Below are 15,788 nucleotides of genomic sequence, written 5' to 3'. Positions count from 1 at the left end.
GCCTGGTGGCGTCGTCTCCACCGTGACCAGTTCAGGGTGTGGCCGCGGCGTGTGGGGCGGTGCGGGGGTTCAGCTGCCAGGAGACGGCGGATCTCGGCCGGCGTGAGGTCCACGAGGTCGGGAGTGTCGTCGTCGGGGCCCCTTTTTCGCGTTCCTGGGCGGCCATGGCGGCGAGGAAGGCGTGGGCGAGCATGGCGAGGGTGATGTGCCGGTACCAGCCGGTGTAACGGCGGACCTCGTACTCGTCGAGGCCGCATTCGTTCTTCGCGGACTGAAAACATTCCTCGATCTTCCAGCGGCATCCGGCGATCCGGGCCAGGTCGGCGAGCGTGGCGTCCAGCGGGGCGCTGGCCAGGAAATAGGCGATCTCGTCGGGCTTGCTGATGCTGCGCCGGGCCAGCATCCACCGTCTGCGGGTGGGCTTGTCGCCGTCGCGTTCCTCAACGACGGGCAGGAGGGCGCCGGCCCAGTCGTAGGAGCGCTCACCTTTCGCTCCGGGGCCGGCGGACAACCGTTGCCAGGCCTCCGGTGGGGCCTCGCGGCGGATGCGGTCCTCGATGCGCGGGCCGTGGACCTGCTGGGACTTGGGGACGGCCACGACGTAGTGGAGCTTGAGGTCGTCTTCGAGGAAGCGGCGGAAGCGGCTGTCCTGGCCGTAGGCGGCGTCCGCGGTGACCCACCGGAACCGGAGTGGGGAGGCATGGGCCCGGCGGATCATGTCGCGGGCGAGGTCGTTCTTGGTGGCGAAGGCACGGTCGTCGGGAATGTGGGCGGCCCGGCAGCGGTCGCGGTCGTCGGTCCAGGACCTGGGCAGATAGAGGTCACGGTCGACGAGGGCGTGTCCCCGACTGGTGGCATAGGCGGCGAACACGCCGATCTGGCAGTTCTCGGTCCGCCCGGCCGTGCCGGAGTATTGGCGCTGCACTCCGGCGGAGGTGATCCCCTTCTTGACGAAGCCGGTGTCATCGACAATCAAAACACCGTCTTCATGGCCGAGTTGGTCGGCGACGTACTGCTGGAGGTCGTCGCGGACACGGTCGGCGTCCCAGCGGCTGCGGGAGAGCAGGTACTGCAGGCCGTCCGGGGTGGCGTGGCCGGCCCACTCGGCGAGCTGCCACCCGTTCTTGCGGTCGACCGGGGCGAGCAGGCCGCGTACGTAGTCCCGCATCCGCTGCCGGGGCTCGATCCGGGTGAAGCGGCTCCCGGTCCGCAGGAAGAGTTCTTCGAGTTCCCGGTCCCACGCGCTCGTCGGCGCATCGTTGAGCATGCCGAGGGATTGCTCGGACCCGCTCACAGGCATGCGGCACAGGCACTCGTTCGTGGGCGCGGTGGCAAAGTTCCTCCCGCGCACCCGGCGCCCCCGCTACACTCCACGCCACCAGGCCGCTGACCAGCCCAGATACCGAACTACGGCTGGAGTACTAGAGGCAGGCATTCCCGTCCCGCTGAGCACCGATCCCCGCTACCGTGGGGGCATGGCCCGTGAGATTCGCATCGTGATTGACGACGAGACGTACGAAGAGTTGCAGCGTCGCGCCGCCACTGGGCACGAGGACCCTGACCAGTACGCGAGCCGCCGGCTGACCGATGACCTTGCGCGGACCAGGTTCCTCGAGGGCGCGAAGGCCTTCGTCGATGAGCACGGGCAGGCTTTCGCCGACCGTTTCGGCCACGGATCCAGCAGCCACGCAGCCTGATGCCGCTGACTCTGTTCATCGATGAGCGATGGCTGCTCGACATCGCGCAGAATCTCGTGCCTGGTGACCCCGACGTCACCGACTACGGGTTCTCTGAACTAACTGAATAGCCTCCGAGTGAGGGATCCACGTTCGCACTTCGCTTCCGGCGAGGTGCTTCTTTGTTTCTGGGGTCGGGTCCGTGTCGGTGGCTCCTGTTAAGACGTCGTCTCATTTGGTCTGTTCGATAGTCTGGCGTCGTGGGGATCGTTGAGCGTCTGGTGCCAGATGAGTTGTGGGAACTGTTCGAGCGGGTGGTGCCGCCCGCTCCCTCGCGGCCGCAGGGCGGTGGCCGCCGGCGGTACGGAGACCGTGAAGTTCTGGCGGCGATCATCTTCGTGGCCACGTCGGGCTGTACTTGGCGGCAGTTGCCTCCGTCGTTCGGGCCCTCGGGGCCGACGGCCCACCGGCGGTTCAGCGAGTGGAGCAAGGCCCGGGTCTGGGCCAAACTGCACCGCCTGGTCCTGGACGAACTGGGTGCACGCGGCAAGCTGGACTGGTCTCGCTGTGCGATCGACTCGGTGAACATGCGGGCCCTGAAAGGGGGGAGCTGACGGGTCCGAATCCTGTAGACCGGGGCAAGAAAGGGTCGAAGATCCACTTGATCACCGAGCGGACCGGTCTGCCCCTGTCCATCGGCATCTCAGGCGCGAACCTGCACGACAGTCAAGCCCTCGAACCCCTCGTGCGAGGCATCCCGCCGATCCGCTCCCGTCGCGGACCGCGCCGACGCCGGCCCGCCAAGCTCCACGCCGACAAGGGCTACGACTACAACCACCTGCGACGTTGGCTCCGCACGCGCGGAATCCGCCACCGCATCGCCCGCAAAGGCATCGAGTCTTCCCAACGACTCGGCCGGCACCGCTGGACGATCGAACGCACCATGGCCTGGCTTGCCGGCTGCCGTCGACTGCACCGCCGCTACGAACGCAAAGCCGAGCACTTCCTAGCCTTCACCAGCATCGCCTGCACCCTCATCTGCTACCGCCGACTCACCAAATGAGACGACCCCTAAGGTCCGCGCCGTGAACTCAACCGATCATCTGCTCGCATTGATCCAGGACACCCCGGGCGTCGCTGACCTGCTGCATTCCTCCTTCGAGTTCGGCATCTTCCGCAATGAACACGGTGAGGTGGTCCGCGCGGCCTCTGGCGCCTCGCTGGAGCCCATCGCTGGTGACTGGGCTGGCGGGACCTTCTTCCTGTGCCATGACGAAGACGGGCGACGACCCGTGATGTATGCCAGCTCCGAGGGCCAGGGCGGCCTGATTGCCGATGACTTGAAGCAAGCGTTGGAGATCATCACTGGTCTGGCTGTGTGGCAGGACTGCCTGAAGTTCTCGGGCGGTGGAAGGCTGGAGGCCATGGAGGCCGCTGCTGCACTCCTCGAAAAGGATCGAGTGAGCGACGAGCCTGAGATCGTTGAGCATCGGGCGCAGGTTGCCGCGGCCTTGTCGCTGGACCGGGTGCCTGTGTCCGAACTGGTCGCCCGGCTGAGGAGTGCGGTGATGAGGACGGAACCGGACCACCTGGTAGTCACTGAGTCCGGGGATGAGTACGAGTCACTCTTTGGAGAGTTCCTGCCCACCGACAACCCGGGCTGGCGATGAGCCGAGCCTGGGCTCGCTGCGTCAGCCATCGTCTGCCGAGGGTTCTGGGCCGGTGACGGTTCGCCCGACCACGGAAGGCCAGCGCACTGCAACACCTCGCCGGGGGCTGTGTGCTGAGCTCCTGGCGCACGTCCAGGCAGCGCAGCCGGACACCGGGCTGCCCGGATCCCGTGTCGTACGGTCCGACGTCGCGGCCGCCCACCGTCCGCAATGGATCTCACCGAACCCGGCGGTGCCGCCGGGTTCGGCCGGAAGGTCTGAACCAATACCGGGAATCAGGCCGCGGCGAACCCCTGCTTGCGGTCCGGCGTCTTGACCTCGGGCTTCCTGTTCGGCAGCGAGAGCCGGAAGACCTTGCGCCACGCGGAGAACACCTGTTTGGGCAGCGGCCCGGTGACGTACTCCAGCTCGTACTTTTCGAACAGCGCGCGCACCTTCACCGCGACCTCGGCGTACCGGTTGCTCGGCAGGTCCGGGAACAGGTGGTGCTCGATCTGGTGCGACAGGTTGCCGGTCATGAAGTGCATGGCCCTGCTGCCGCTGATGTTCGCCGAGCCCATCATCTGGCGCAGGTACCACTGGCCGCGCGTCTCGCCCTTGATCGACCGGCGCTCGAAGACCTGCACGCCCTCGGGGAAGTGCCCGCACATGATCACCGAGTGGGACCAGATGTTGCGGACCAGGTTCGCGGTGAACGTGGCGGCGAGCGTGGTGAGGAACGACGGGCCCGACAGCAGCGGGTGGATCACGTAGTCCTTGAGCACCTGCTTGCGGATCTTGCGGCCCACGGCCTTGGCCCGCGCGCGGAACTCCGGGTTCTTGCGGCGGCGCTTGTGCAGGTTCTTGCCGAGCTCCAGGTCGTACGCTGCGATGCCGTACTCGAAGAAGCAGGCGTTGATGAAGTTCCACAGCGGCTGGCCGAGGTGGAACGGGTGCCACTTCTGGTCCTCGTCGACGCGCATGATGCCGTAGCCGAGGTCGTTGTCCTTGCCGATCACGTTGGTGTACGTGTGGTGCAGCTCGTTGTGCGAGTGCTTCCACTGCTCGGACGGCGAGACGTGATCCCACTCCCAGGTGGTGGAGTGAATCTTCGGGTCCCGCATCCAGTCCCACTGGCCGTGCAGGACGTTGTGGCCGATCTCCATGTTGTCCATGATCTTCGCCACGGACAGACCGGCGGTGCCGAGCAGCCATGCGGGCGGGAAGAACGAGAACAGCAGCACACCCCTGCTGACCAGCTCGAGCTTGCGCTGCGCCGAGATGACCCTACGGATGTAGGCGGCGTCTTTCTCGCCGCGGCTGGCGATCACCTCGTCGCGGATCGCGTCCAACTCGCGGCCGAGCTCCTCGATCTGCTCCGCGGTCAGGTGGGCGGTGGGGTCGATGGCGGTCAAGGTGCTCCTACCGTTCGATGTCGCAGGGGCCCGCCGCGGCGGACACGCAGGTCTGGATGAGAACGCCCGGCTCGGCCTCGGTGATCTCGCCGGTGCGCAGGTCGCGGACGGCGCCGGCCTTGAGCGGCGTGACGCAGCCGAAGCAGATGCCCATGCGGCACCCGGAGGGCATGAGCACGCCGGCCTCCTCACCGATGTCCAGCAACGGCGTGGCGCCGTCCGCGTCGACGGTCTTGCCGGTGGCGCTGAACGTGACCTCGCCGCCGTCGCCGGCGAGGACGATGCCGGGGCGGAAGCGTTCGGTGTGCAGGCGCTCTTGTACGCCGTGCTCGGTCCAGTGCTCTTCGGCGGCGTCGAGCAGGCCCGCGGGCCCGCAGGCCCAGGTCTCGCGCTCGGCCCAGTCGGGCACGAGTTCATCGAGACGGCCGATGTCGAGCATGCCGTCCGTGGCGGTGTGCACCTCGGTGAGCCGCAGCTTCTTGTCCGCGACCAGGTCGTGCAGTTCGTTGCGGAAGATCACGTCTTGCGGCTGTGGCGCGCAGTGGACCATGACGACGTCGTCGAACTCGATGTCGCGCAGCATGCCCATCACGGGCGTGATGCCGCTGCCGGCCGTCAGGTAGAGCACCTTGGCGGGCTTGGCCTGCGGCAGCACGAAGTCACCGGTCGCCTGGTCGAGCTGGATCAGCGTGCCCGGTTTCGCCCTGCGGACCAGGTGGTTGCTGACCTTGCCGTCCAAGATCGCCTTCACGGTGATCGTGACGCGGCCGTCCTGGCGGTCTGTCGGCGAGGTGATGGAGTAGGCACGCCACAGGCGCACCCCGTCGACGTCGACCCCGATCCGCACGTACTGACCGGCTGTGTGACCGCGCCAGCCCCGTCCCGGCCTGATCACGATGGTCGCGGCGTCACCCGTCTCGGGGTGCACGGCCTCGATGCGCCCACGCAGGTCAGCGCCCGCACGCAGCGGGCTGACCAGGTCGAGGTAGTCCGACGGCAGCAGCGGCGTCGTGACCATCTCCAGCAGTTTCCACGCCCTGCTGCGCAGGGCCGCACTCGTCATGACTCCAGCTTGCTGCGCCTCAAGGCGTAAAGTCCTGACCGCAGGACGTAAATCTGGTCGGCTGAATTGTCCGCAGGGAACAAAACGTGAGCCATGCAATCCGGAGGGCCAGCGAACTGGCCCTCAATGAGACGACGGTCACCGCACTTCGGGCCGCGCTGAAGACCACCGCCGACGAGGTCGTCCAGGCGATCATCGACGAGGTCCCTCCCTACGCCAACGCCCTTTCGGGCCGCATGGGCGGCACCATCCGCCGAGCCGTCCGTACCGCCCTGGGGCACTACCTGGACCTCGCGAGCGGGAACGCCACAGGCGGCGACGCCGGTGACGCAGCCTACGAGCTGGGCCGCGGCGAGGTGCGCGACGGCCGTTCGATGGACGCCCTACTCAGCGCCTACCGCGTCGGCGCCCGCGTGGCCTGGCGATGCCTGGCAGCGGGTGCCGTACCCGCAGGTCTGCCCGCCGCCGAGGTCGCCAAGTTCGCCGAGCTGACCTTCGCCTACATCGACGAGCTCTCCGCCGCGAGCGCCGCGGGCCACGCCGACGAACTGGCCGCCCGGGGCAGGGCCCACGAGCGCCACCTGGAGCACCTGGCCCGCGACCTCCTCGCCGGCGCGAGCCCGGACGTACTGCTGGCCTCTGTCCAACGGGCCGGGTGGCAGCCTCCGGTTTCGCTGACCGCGGTCCTGCTGCCCGCCGCCCAGGCCCGGCCTGCCTACCGCGCGCTCGACCCGAACACCCTCGTCCTCGACGATCTGCCGGACGCCACCGGTGTGCTGCTCGTCCCCGATGCCGACCGATCACATCTCTTGCGGCAGCTGACCGACCGCACCGCCGTGGTCGGCCCGGCCCGGCCATGGACTCGTGTGTCCGCCTCGTACGCACGAGCCGTACGCGCGCGCTCCCTCTCCTTTGATGTTCGCGACACCGAGGACCGCCTGCCCGAGCTGGTGCTGAGCGCCGACGTGGACGCGTTCGCAGACCTGCGTGCCCGAGCCCTCGCACCGTTGCGGACCTTGCCTGTCGCGACCGCACGGCGGCTGGAGGAGACGTTGCGGGCGTGGCTGCTGCACCAGGGCAGGCGGGAGGAGGTGGCGGCGGCGTTGTTCGTCCATCCCCAGACAGTCCGGTACCGGATGTCGCAGCTGCGGGAGCTGTTTCCGGATCTCGCATCGCCACACCGGGTCCTTGAACTGACGCTGGCGGTCGGTCTTCGGGTCAGCTGACGCGTACTTCGACCGTCCACGACCGCGCCCGCGAGCGGTCCAGGAATCGTGCCTCGTTCTCGGCGCCATCAGCTGGCTCGTGCGGCCCGGGGAAGAGCGGTGTTGGCCGGCTGAGACCGGGGGTTGATGTGAAAGACCAGACAAGGCCTCGGGAAGCCCGTCGGGGGCGCTGCCTCTGAGAAGCGCGGTGGCGGATACGGCTCGACTGGATCCGGTGGACGATGCGCACGGCCCGCTCGTCGACGCGCTCATCGAGCATCTGGTCGGTGAACTGGGCCGCTACGCCCCGGAAAACGGCTTTCATGTCGTCGTGGAGGGCGCTGTCCTGGCACGAGCTGACCCACGGGCGCGCGGCGGGCTGCAGCTGGGTGACCGGCGGGGCGGCCGGGCCGGGTCCCCAGGGGCGGGGGCCGGGCCGCTCGCGCCGGGGACCACCGTGGTTCTGCGACGGCCCCGTGCCGTCCTTCCGACAGATCAACCGGACGACCGGCCGGGCCGGCCTGGCACACCGCGCGAGGGATGAGGGGGATGCAATGACGGAACGTGAGGTCAGGAGCTTCCATGACGAAGCGGGTTCACCGACCCCGTGAGGACGCGGAGTTCGATTTCATCCTCGGGATGAGCGGAGTTTTGGTCCTCGCATACTTCACCGGGACATGGCCCAAGGCAATCGAGCCCTGCCGGGTGATGGACCTCGTCGTGGGTGGCATCGCCGACGACTGTGCGGGCCGCCTGACGGCCGTCCGCGCCGACATCACGCGTTGTCCGGCCGCAACCGAGCGATACGGGATCACCGGAGCCCCGTCCTGCGTCCTGCTGAAGGAGGGAGAGGCGGTGGCGCACGGCACGGGGCCTTGTGACCATCACCGAGGTACGGAAGTTCCTGGACGGCCACCTCTGAGCGGCCGCTGCGGCACGTGGCCGCGACGCCCGTCACGTCTCGTCTCGTCTATGGGAGCTGCGCCGCCTGAGACACCTTGGGGCTGAGACGCCCCCACAGGTCACATGACGCAGTCGATCGCGGTCGCGTCCGCAGCCGCCCGGCTGCGGCCACGATCTCGGGGAAGGCCGGCCCCATGTCGGTGCCCCGGCGTGAGCGCAGCACCACGGTGCCAGCCTCGACGGACAACGCCCCCTGGCAGTCCAACACTGCCCCATGCAGGCGCCTTGGCCGGGGCAGAGAGGCCGAGCTCGCGAGGGACAACGGACAACACAAAACCCTGTCGACAACTTGGGCTCCGCCGCCCAGCCCGGCCGTAGCTCAGGCACGGGAGTGCTCAGCATGGGTTCCGGCAGTGTCCACGTCACACCCGATCCCTTCCACCGTGCGCTTCGGTGCTGTCCTTCTGCTGCCGAGTCCCGCTAAGGGATGAAGGCGGGAGAGCCTTGCCGGATGGGAGTACCGCTGTGATCGTCCGACTCGTGGGCGGCCGTTCGGTGATGTCGCCCCCGGGCCCGTGGGCCCGGGGGCCGGCTCACGGACTCGGGGTGGTCCACTGGGGCCTGTACGTCCCCGTACACCGCGACCCGACGACCGGCATCGTCCTGGCGGAGGTCCGGGTCACCATCCCGCGCCGGCGGTGGCCGCCGACCGCCCCGCGCGGTCCGGCCACCACTGCAACACCGCACTGCATCACCCGAGGTGTGTGGCACCCCTGACCCGCCGAGTCAGGACGAAGGGGCGGGCTGCCCACACCTTGGCTGCCCGCCCCTTCGCCAAGGGCTTTTGTCAGTTGGACAACGGCACGCTGCGGTCGGCGTGGACGACCGTTCCGTCGGCCGGCCCCACGTACGGTCGCATCTGCGTGTACGGGATGTGCTGTTCCCGTTCTACCCGCCGCAGCTCATCGGCCCGGATCAGGAACCGCGCGGGAGGGGCACCGGGGGCAAGCACGTGGGGGAGCGGAGTTGCCCAGTTCTCCCCTCGCGTGACGGACATGCGCCGGTCACCGGGGAGCTCGGTGCCCCAGCTGGTGATGGCGATCGGCTGGTCACCCGTGTTGGCCGTCTCCACGCTGACGAAATGATCGCCCAGGTCCTGTCATTCGTCAGTGTCGAGGAGACGGGTGCGCGAGACCTGAGGTGCGCTCACCCGGTGTGACGGGAGTTCCTCGTCACCTGCTCACTGTGGAGAACCAGCATGAAGATGCGCGCACTCGGCCGAACCGGTATCCGCGTCAGTCCCTACTGTCTCGGCACAATGATGTCCGGTCCCGCCGGGAATCCGGCCCCTGACGATTGCCGACGTATCGTGCGCCGGGCCCTGGACGGCGGGATCAACTTCATCGACACGTCGGACGTCTGTGGCGGGGGCGAGACGGAGAAGATCGTCGGGAACGCCCTCAAAGGCCGCCGGGACGATGTCGTGCTGGCGGCCAAGTTCACGGGCCCGATGGGCGATGACCCGAACCGCCGTGGCGCGTCACGCCGGTGGATCGTGACTGCCGTCGAGGAGTGCCTGCGCCGGCTCGATGTGAATCACATCGATCTCCACCAGGTCCATCACTTCGACCCCCAGAGGGACCTGGATGAGACCCTCTCGGCCCTCACCGATCTCGTGACCAGCGGAAAGGTGCGGGCGATCGGCTCATCGAACTTTCCCGCATCGACGATCGTCGAATCGAAGTGGATCTCGGAACGCCGCGGTTTCGCGCGGCTGCGGACCGAGCAGCCGACGTACTCGATCCTCGCTCGTGGCATCGAACGCGAGGTGCTGCCGGTGTGCGGCGAACACGGCATGGGAGTGCTGACGTGGAGCCCTCTGTCGTGGGGGCTTTCCACGGGCAGGTACCGCCGGGATCAGCAGACACCCGTGACTGCGGGCCGAAAGGCGTGGGGACCTCGCCACATGACCGATCCACACAAATTCGACGCGATCGAGGAACCGGTCCCCGCTGGCAGAATCGGCAGGCTTGTCGATGACGCATCTGGCGATGGCGTTCGTCGTCGCACACCCGCAGGTCACGTCCGCGATCATCGGACCCCGAACACTCGACCAGCTCGAAGGCCTGCTCGACGGAGCGAACGCGCACCTCGATGACGATGTCCTCGACCGCATCGACCGGGCCGCCCCTCCCGGCACCGACACCGGTGTGATGGACATCGGCCATCAGCCACCCGCGCTCGAGTACGTCGGCCTCCGGCGTCGCCGGGGGAACGACCGGAGCGCCGCCCAGGAAGGCTGCGGAACAGACCCGGAAAGTCTCTGCTTCCCTACCGTCCCCGGAAGGCCCCGCCGGGCAGCGTCAGGCCCCTGGGGCGGCTTCCAGACGAGTGAGGGACTTCGTGATGCGGTTCCTTCGACTGGTCTCGCTCGGAGCGGTGATCACCTGATGGATGACGTTGTAACGCTGTGCGCGGGTCAGCGCGATGAAGCGGACCGCCGCCGTGGGCGACGCGGCAAGCGCCTGGGCGAGGTCGGCGGGCACTTCGGCCTCGGCCTGTCCGGCATAGGCCCGGTCCCAGCGCCCGTCCGCCTTCGCCCGCTCGATCTCCGCGAAACCCCGTGGCCGCATGCGCCCCTGCTCGATCAAAGTGGCGACGATGGCGACGTTTCGCCGGGACCAGATGGACGCCGTTCGACGCGGGGTGAAGTGCTGTTGGAACGTGCGTGCGTCGACGGCGTTGCGGCGGCCGTCGATCCAGCCGCTGCAGAGAGCCTCTTCGAGGGCCTCGGCGTAGGCCAGGGACGTCGGTTTTGTGATGCCCTTTTTCGCAAGAATCAGCTTCACCCCGGCAGATGAGCTCTCGTGAGCGTCGAGCCACGCCCGCCAGGCCTGCGCGTCGGCCACGATCAACCGGCCGGTCAGCTCCTCTTTCGTCGTATTCGTCTTCGTCATGAAGTGAGCCTCGCACGCGAAGCGGTCATCTTCTGTCCTGTACTCTCCGCCACTTCCAGCGCGCACGGGATCTTCCTGCTCGATGGTCAACTTCCCGGCGACGGCAGACAGACGGAGTCCTGCACCCGGCCGGCGAGCTTTGCCGCGGCCTCGGCCAAGGCGTCCGGGCCCACCACGGTGAAGGGGACGTCGTACCGGGCCACGGATGCGAGCAGACCGGCCCAGGACCACGACCCGATCGTGACACGACAGGACCGCGCGGTGAGCTCTTCGATTTCACCGTCACCGATCCAGGGTGTGATGTCACGCGCGGGAAGCTCGATGACGACCTCGCCCACGCAGGGCCAGCGATCCTTGCTCTCCGATCCCTTGGACCGGGCGGCGAGAAAGGAGCGCGCGTCGGCTGCGGGAAGCGTGCGAGGCGTGAAGGCCGGGCCCGTCGGGGTGCGCGGTGTCATGCGGTCCATGCGGAAGACTCGCCAGTCGTCCCGGTCCAGATCCCACGCGATCAGATACCACCGGCTCTTCCGGGCGACGATCGCGTGCGGCTGCACGCGCCGTGGAGAGGCGCCGCCGCCGTAGTCGAATCGGAGCGTGTGCCGGTCCCGCACGGCGGCGCTGACAGTCTCGAGCACGAACGGATCGACACGAAAGGAGGTCTCGGTTCCGGTTCCGGTGAAGCGGATGCCGTCGACGCGGTGACGGAGCCTGGACGGCATCACCTGGCGGACGGTGGCCAACGCGCGGGCTGCCGCCTCGTCGATGTCGACCCCGGTGGAGGGCACACTCTGGAGTGCGACCGCGATCGCGACCGCCTGTTCGTCGTCGAACAGCAGCGGCGGCAGCTCGGAGCCGGCCTCGAGCCGGTACCCGCCGTCGGGCCCCCTCACCGCCCCGATCCGGTAGCCGAGTTCCCGCAGGCGGTCCACGTCGCGGCGGACCGTGCGCAAGCTCACGTCCAGACGCTCCGCAAGGACCTGCCCCGGCCAGTCCCGTCGCGTCTGCAGGAGGGACAGCAGGGCAAGCATCCGCGAAGTACTTCCGATCATGAATCCAGTGTGCTCCGAGTAGAGGACCGCCACTGACCCCTTCTGCCGTGATGCTCGTCCCGGACGGCACACCTGCCGGTCGGACCCATCGAGGAGAAGAGCAGATCATGACGATCAGGACGACCACCCACCTGAATTTCCGCGGCACCGCTCGCCAGGCGCTCGAGTTCTACGCGACCGTGTTCGGCGGCCGGCCCGTCATCGCCACCTACGGCGACCTCGGCATGCCGAAAGAGGTTCCCGGCGCTGACAAGGTCGTGTTCGGCCAGGTCGAGAACGAGGACGGGTTCCGCGTCATGGCCTACGACATCCCCGGCCAGGACGACACCGACATCACGGTGACGGCCGGCTCCACGCACCGGGAGAACGGTGCCACGATCACCGACCGGACGTTCTTCCAGTCCGTTCGCGCCGACACCCTTGACGAGATCACCGGTTATTGGAACGCCCTCGCCGCGGGTGGCACCGTCATCGAGCCCCTCGCCGCGTCGGCGTGGACCCCTGGTTTCGGCATGCTCACCGACCGGTTCGGCGTCACCTGGGTCCTCGACGTCCAAGCCCCCTACGCCGCCTGACTCAGCCGGCACCGGTGCAGGGCCGACGCGGCACAGCGTCACGACGTCACGTGAGCCCTGCACCGGTGCGGCGCACGAAACATCAGTACCAAGCCAGAAAGCAGCACATGATCCTCGACGCATTCGCGCACATCCACTGAGCTTTGCTTATGGTCATTGGCACGTGGGTTCGCGCGGATCCAGCGGGGAGACACATCGACTTCACCCCGGCCCGGCCGCTTCGGCGATGACCGGGGCGGCCGGGCCGGGCCCTCAGCGGCGTGGGTGCTGGTAGGCGTACCGGTCGCCGTGGATGTGTCGGTACCTCGCATCCCTGGCAGGTACGAAGTCAACGTCAACGTCCGGTCCCGGGCGTCCCTCGCTGTGTCCGGCCAGGGGGAGGCCGGTGGTTGCTGTGACCGGTTCAGCGTGGTGGGACGGTGAGCATGGTGTGGAAGGCGGCAGTGTCGGCGGGTTCGTCGACGGGTCGTCCTTCGGCTTCGACCCAGGCGTGGGCGGCGAAGGGGGAGGTGCGTACGCCGGTGCACCAGGTGGGCCAGGTTCCGCCGATGCGGCACAACAGCACGGTGGCCAGGGAGCGTTGGAGACAGTAGCGGCCCGAGCACAGGACGCTGACCGCGGTCACGTCCCCGCGTGCGGTCGACGCCGTGTCGTATGAAGCGCTCTTCGCTCCCCGGCGGGCGGCGCGCAGTACCGCTTGGAGGCGGTCGGGGGGCAGGTGTGCCAGAAGCCGGGCAGCGCCGACAGCGGTGCGGGCGGCAAGCCTGCGCAGTGCTGGGGGGCGGATTCCGGCGGTATCGAGTGTCTGCCGGCTCACGGGGTGCTCACCAGCTTGGCGCGGGTGACCTGGCCGATCAGGGCGTTGACGTCGGCCTCGGCGTGCTCACGGCTGACGGGGCGTGCCTGGAACAGGGCATCGGTGATCTGCTGGGATGTGGAACCGTTCAGGTACGCCTTCAGGACGGCGGCCCCGGCGGCGTTGAGCTGCCAGTAGCGGCCGGCGCGCAGGTCGAGCAGGACCATGCCGTCTTCGGTGGCGGTGCAGATGACTTCAGCGCGTAGCCGGCTCAACGGACTGCTCCTTGGGTTCAGTGGCGGTGAGGTGGGCGGGGAGGGGATGGGCGGCAAGGTCGCGCAGCCACAGCTCGGCTGCCAGGAGTTGCTCCAACCCGTGTGTCTGAGCGGTGAGGAGTTCGGGGCTGTGCAGCATGCGCCGCAGCGTGTTCTCGTCGGCGATGCCGGCGGCGGCCAGGTGGGAGTCGGAGGCGAGCTCGGCGAGGTCTCGGCGGTGTTCCCGCAGGCTGTGGTGCCATTCCTGGGTGACGTGGTCCTTGGTGGCTCTGGCCAGCAAGTAGTCAGGGACGATGCCGTCCATCGCCGCCGCCAGGAGCGGCTTGTAGGTCCAGGGGCTGGTGGTGTCCTGAGCGCGTACCGCCAGGCACGCGGCGATCACCGCGTCGTCGCAGAACGGGCTGTCCGCGGGCAGCCCGTCGACCGTCGAGTCGTGCGAGAAGACGGAGGCGATCCTGCCCGCTTCCCGTGCCTGGTGAAGCCGCCCGTGCAGGCCGCGTGCGGGGGCCAGCGGCTGTGCCTCGTGCGCGGCAGCGTCCAGGAGGCCGGACAGGAGGTCTGCAGCCTTGTCGGTGGCCCATGCTGGAAGGCGCGGCGCCGTGCCCCAGCTGTCGGGGCGGGGCCGGCCGGCGGGGGACTCGCGCAGCTGGCCGCCGGCCGCCGTCAGCCAGCGGCGGTAGGAACCGCCGTCGAACAGCATCTTCGCGGTGGCCGGCAGCGGCCAGCGCGACCGCGCTCTCCACCCGGCTGCGTGCCGCAGTGCCATGAGCGGATAGCGGCGCGCCAGCGTGTGCAGGTAGGAACGGGGCGGCAGCAAGACATCGTCGCCGCCGTATCCGGTCAGGCGCAGATGCGCGCCACGGTCGCGCAACGCGTGGGCCAGGTGTTCCTGCACGGCCCGCCCCCGCGTCACGGCCGTGGGCTCGTCGGCCGGATCTCGCCGTCGGCCCAGCCCTGCGAAGTAGCCCGGAACCTCGTCGAACGTGAAAGCCAAGGACTGCGAGCCGCCCAGGCGCTCCGCCGCGTAGGGGGCGTAACGCCGGTCCTCGTTGCCGGACGCCGCGCTGTGCAGGGATGCGGTCACCAGGCGGGCTCCGGCCTCGGCGGCCAGGAAGCACAGCGAGGTGGAGTCCATGCCGCCGGAGAGATCCGCTCCCAGGACCTGCCCCGGCCACACCCGCAGCGACACCGCTTCACGCAGTGCCTCACGCAGGACCGGTGCGCCCTCGGCGAGGGAGAGCTGCGGCGAGGCCGGATGCCACCACACCTTCGTGCGGTGGCATCCGTCCCGCCCCAGGATCAACGCCCGGCCCGGTGCGACGGCATGCACCCCGCGCCACATCGCACCACCGGCCAAGGGAGGGGGCGGGGGGTCGGTGGTGAGGATGCGGGCGGCGAGCTGAGCGGGGTCCACCAGCGCCTGGGTGAGCCAGGCCAGCGTGCGGGCGCGGTCCGCACACACCGTCACCCCCTCAACCGTCGCCCTGTACAGGCGGCGCGAACCGAAGGCGCTGCCCCGCAGGTAACTGCGTCCGTCGACGGACGCGAGCACATGGAAGCTGCCGGCAGCGCCCCGCACCGCTGTCTCGACATCCGCCAGATCGCGCACGCCCTTCACGCGGACGCCCAGATCCTGCGCGGTGAGCGAACACCGCCCGGCCACCACCAGCAGCGACGACCCGGCCGACGAGAACGCCCATTGCTCCTTCGGCCAGCGGCCGAACAGCCACGGCCGCCCCGACACGTGCGGCACGATCTGCGGAGCGTGCCGTCGCAACCGGTCCAGGACACCGGATGCGACCGCTCCATCTGGAACCGCGACGAACCACGCCGCCGACCCCTCGACCACGCACTTCCCCCTCAACAGAGCGGGCGCGGACCGGCCGCGCCCGCCTATGGGCCGCACATGCTGCGGCCGCGGTTCAGCATGCCGCTGTCACTACCGCCCGCGGCACCAACTGAGCGACCACGGCGCCCGCTTGTCAGTCGTCGTCATACTTGCCGAAGCCTGCCTCCGTCTTGTCGCCGTAGGCGCCCTGGGTGTGCTCGGCGAAGTCGCCCACCTCGACCATCAGCGGACTCTCATAGGTGTCAGCGGGCTCGATACGCAACATCGCGTCCACAGTCACTCCCCTTCCTCGCGAGCAGGCTGATCCTGCCCTCTCCTTGGTATTAACCACCGGACTTCGCCAGGAATGAGGGATCCGGCCGTCAAACCCCCCTGA

The 15,788-nt window shown here is 68.8% G+C and carries 15 protein-coding genes and 2 pseudogenes; 7 read left to right on the top strand and 10 right to left on the bottom strand.

Features of this window, described 5'->3' with window-relative positions; all coding sequences use genetic code 11:
- Positions 1-31: 31 nt before the first annotated feature.
- Positions 32-1,267 (bottom strand): IS701 family transposase, encoded by a 1,236-nt coding sequence (locus ACWZEH_RS35240; RefSeq protein WP_456200452.1) that lies wholly within the window; start codon positions 1,265-1,267, stop codon positions 32-34.
- A gap of 208 nt (positions 1,268-1,475) precedes the next feature.
- Between ACWZEH_RS35240 and ACWZEH_RS35235 the strand changes: the two genes are divergently transcribed.
- The 3 genes from ACWZEH_RS35235 (at position 1,476) to ACWZEH_RS35225 (ending at position 3,346) form a co-directional block, all read left to right on the top strand.
- A complete protein-coding gene (locus ACWZEH_RS35235; RefSeq protein ID WP_456200450.1) occupies positions 1,476-1,697 on the top strand; it encodes a hypothetical protein in 222 nt (73 codons plus the stop codon).
- Between the two features lie 245 nt (positions 1,698-1,942).
- Positions 1,943-2,739, top strand: a protein-coding gene (locus tag ACWZEH_RS35230; RefSeq protein WP_456200550.1) for an IS5 family transposase whose coding sequence is annotated in 2 segments (ribosomal slippage) — positions 1,943-2,285 and positions 2,285-2,739 — 798 coding nt in all. Because the reading frame shifts where the segments join, the coding sequence is not laid out codon by codon here.
- A gap of 22 nt (positions 2,740-2,761) precedes the next feature.
- Positions 2,762-3,346, top strand: coding sequence for a hypothetical protein (locus ACWZEH_RS35225; RefSeq protein ID WP_456200448.1), 585 nt, complete (start codon positions 2,762-2,764; stop codon positions 3,344-3,346).
- A gap of 275 nt (positions 3,347-3,621) precedes the next feature.
- On the opposite strand, the gene ACWZEH_RS35220 is transcribed toward ACWZEH_RS35225, so the two are convergent.
- The gene (locus ACWZEH_RS35220) at positions 3,622-4,740 is read right to left on the bottom strand and encodes a fatty acid desaturase family protein (RefSeq protein WP_456194888.1); all 1,119 of its coding nucleotides are present in this window, start codon (positions 4,738-4,740) and stop codon (positions 3,622-3,624) included.
- A 7-nt stretch (positions 4,741-4,747) separates the two neighbouring features.
- Positions 4,748-5,803 carry a ferredoxin reductase gene (locus ACWZEH_RS35215; RefSeq protein ID WP_456194889.1) on the bottom strand — a complete coding sequence of 352 codons (1,056 nt, stop codon included), beginning with the start codon at positions 5,801-5,803 and terminating at the stop codon, positions 4,748-4,750.
- Positions 5,804-5,889: 86 nt separating this feature from the next.
- Between ACWZEH_RS35215 and ACWZEH_RS35210 the strand changes: the two genes are divergently transcribed.
- Complete coding sequence (locus tag ACWZEH_RS35210; protein WP_456194890.1) at positions 5,890-7,029, top strand: PucR family transcriptional regulator; 1,140 nt, start codon at positions 5,890-5,892, stop codon at positions 7,027-7,029.
- 561 nt (positions 7,030-7,590) lie between these two features.
- A pseudogene (locus tag ACWZEH_RS35205) lies at positions 7,591-7,930 on the top strand (thioredoxin family protein).
- An 828-nt stretch (positions 7,931-8,758) separates the two neighbouring features.
- Here the strand turns inward: ACWZEH_RS35205 and ACWZEH_RS35200 are convergent.
- The gene (locus ACWZEH_RS35200) at positions 8,759-9,043 is read right to left on the bottom strand and encodes a hypothetical protein (RefSeq protein WP_456194891.1); all 285 of its coding nucleotides are present in this window, start codon (positions 9,041-9,043) and stop codon (positions 8,759-8,761) included.
- A gap of 126 nt (positions 9,044-9,169) precedes the next feature.
- Between ACWZEH_RS35200 and ACWZEH_RS35195 the strand changes: the two are divergent.
- Positions 9,170-10,202, top strand: a pseudogene (locus tag ACWZEH_RS35195) (aldo/keto reductase); the annotation flags it as partial.
- A gap of 72 nt (positions 10,203-10,274) precedes the next feature.
- Here the strand turns inward: ACWZEH_RS35195 and ACWZEH_RS35190 are convergent.
- Both ACWZEH_RS35190 and ACWZEH_RS35185 read right to left on the bottom strand, forming a co-directional pair.
- Positions 10,275-10,868, bottom strand: a complete 594-nt coding sequence (locus tag ACWZEH_RS35190; RefSeq protein ID WP_456200548.1) for a YdeI/OmpD-associated family protein — start codon at positions 10,866-10,868, stop codon at positions 10,275-10,277.
- Between the two features lie 86 nt (positions 10,869-10,954).
- Complete coding sequence (locus tag ACWZEH_RS35185) at positions 10,955-11,917, bottom strand: helix-turn-helix transcriptional regulator (protein ID WP_456194893.1); 963 nt, start codon at positions 11,915-11,917, stop codon at positions 10,955-10,957.
- A 107-nt stretch (positions 11,918-12,024) separates the two neighbouring features.
- Between ACWZEH_RS35185 and ACWZEH_RS35180 the strand changes: the two genes are divergently transcribed.
- Complete coding sequence (locus ACWZEH_RS35180; RefSeq protein ID WP_456194894.1) at positions 12,025-12,492, top strand: VOC family protein; 468 nt, start codon at positions 12,025-12,027, stop codon at positions 12,490-12,492.
- Positions 12,493-12,895: 403 nt separating this feature from the next.
- Here the strand turns inward: ACWZEH_RS35180 and ACWZEH_RS35175 are convergent, their stop codons facing one another.
- The 4 genes from ACWZEH_RS35175 to ACWZEH_RS35160 form a co-directional block, all read right to left on the bottom strand.
- Positions 12,896-13,309 (bottom strand): lasso peptide biosynthesis B2 protein, encoded by a 414-nt coding sequence (locus tag ACWZEH_RS35175; protein WP_456194895.1) that lies wholly within the window; start codon positions 13,307-13,309, stop codon positions 12,896-12,898.
- Positions 13,306-13,563 carry a lasso peptide biosynthesis PqqD family chaperone gene (locus ACWZEH_RS35170; protein ID WP_456194896.1) on the bottom strand — a complete coding sequence of 86 codons (258 nt, stop codon included), beginning with the start codon at positions 13,561-13,563 and terminating at the stop codon, positions 13,306-13,308. The genes ACWZEH_RS35175 and ACWZEH_RS35170 overlap by 4 nt, the downstream gene beginning before the upstream one ends.
- Entirely contained in the window at positions 13,544-15,412 is a 1,869-nt protein-coding gene (locus tag ACWZEH_RS35165) for an asparagine synthase-related protein (RefSeq protein WP_456194897.1), read from the bottom strand. Before ACWZEH_RS35165 ends, ACWZEH_RS35170 begins: the two co-directional genes overlap by 20 nt.
- Positions 15,413-15,545: 133 nt before the next feature.
- On the bottom strand, positions 15,546-15,677 hold the full coding sequence (locus ACWZEH_RS35160) for a lasso RiPP family leader peptide-containing protein (protein WP_456199974.1): 132 nt from the start codon (positions 15,675-15,677) through the stop codon (positions 15,546-15,548).
- Positions 15,678-15,788: the final 111 nt, after the last annotated feature.

Source organism: Streptomyces yamdrokensis (genome assembly GCF_053890455.1).
This window is presented reverse-complemented; position numbering and strand designations above follow the sequence as displayed.

Coding starts and splice junctions, on each gene's coding strand:
- ACWZEH_RS35240 (WP_456200452.1), bottom strand. CDS start 1,267: ATGCTCAACGATGCGCCGACGAGCGCGTGGGACCGGGAACTCGAAGAA.
- ACWZEH_RS35215 (WP_456194889.1), bottom strand. CDS start 5,803: ATGACGAGTGCGGCCCTGCGCAGCAGGGCGTGGAAACTGCTGGAGATG.
- ACWZEH_RS35190 (WP_456200548.1), bottom strand. CDS start 10,868: ATGACGAAGACGAATACGACGAAAGAGGAGCTGACCGGCCGGTTGATC.
- ACWZEH_RS35235 (WP_456200450.1), top strand. CDS start 1,476: ATGGCCCGTGAGATTCGCATCGTGATTGACGACGAGACGTACGAAGAG.
- ACWZEH_RS35180 (WP_456194894.1), top strand. CDS start 12,025: ATGACGATCAGGACGACCACCCACCTGAATTTCCGCGGCACCGCTCGC.
- ACWZEH_RS35185 (WP_456194893.1), bottom strand. CDS start 11,917: ATGATCGGAAGTACTTCGCGGATGCTTGCCCTGCTGTCCCTCCTGCAG.
- ACWZEH_RS35160 (WP_456199974.1), bottom strand. CDS start 15,677: ATGTTGCGTATCGAGCCCGCTGACACCTATGAGAGTCCGCTGATGGTC.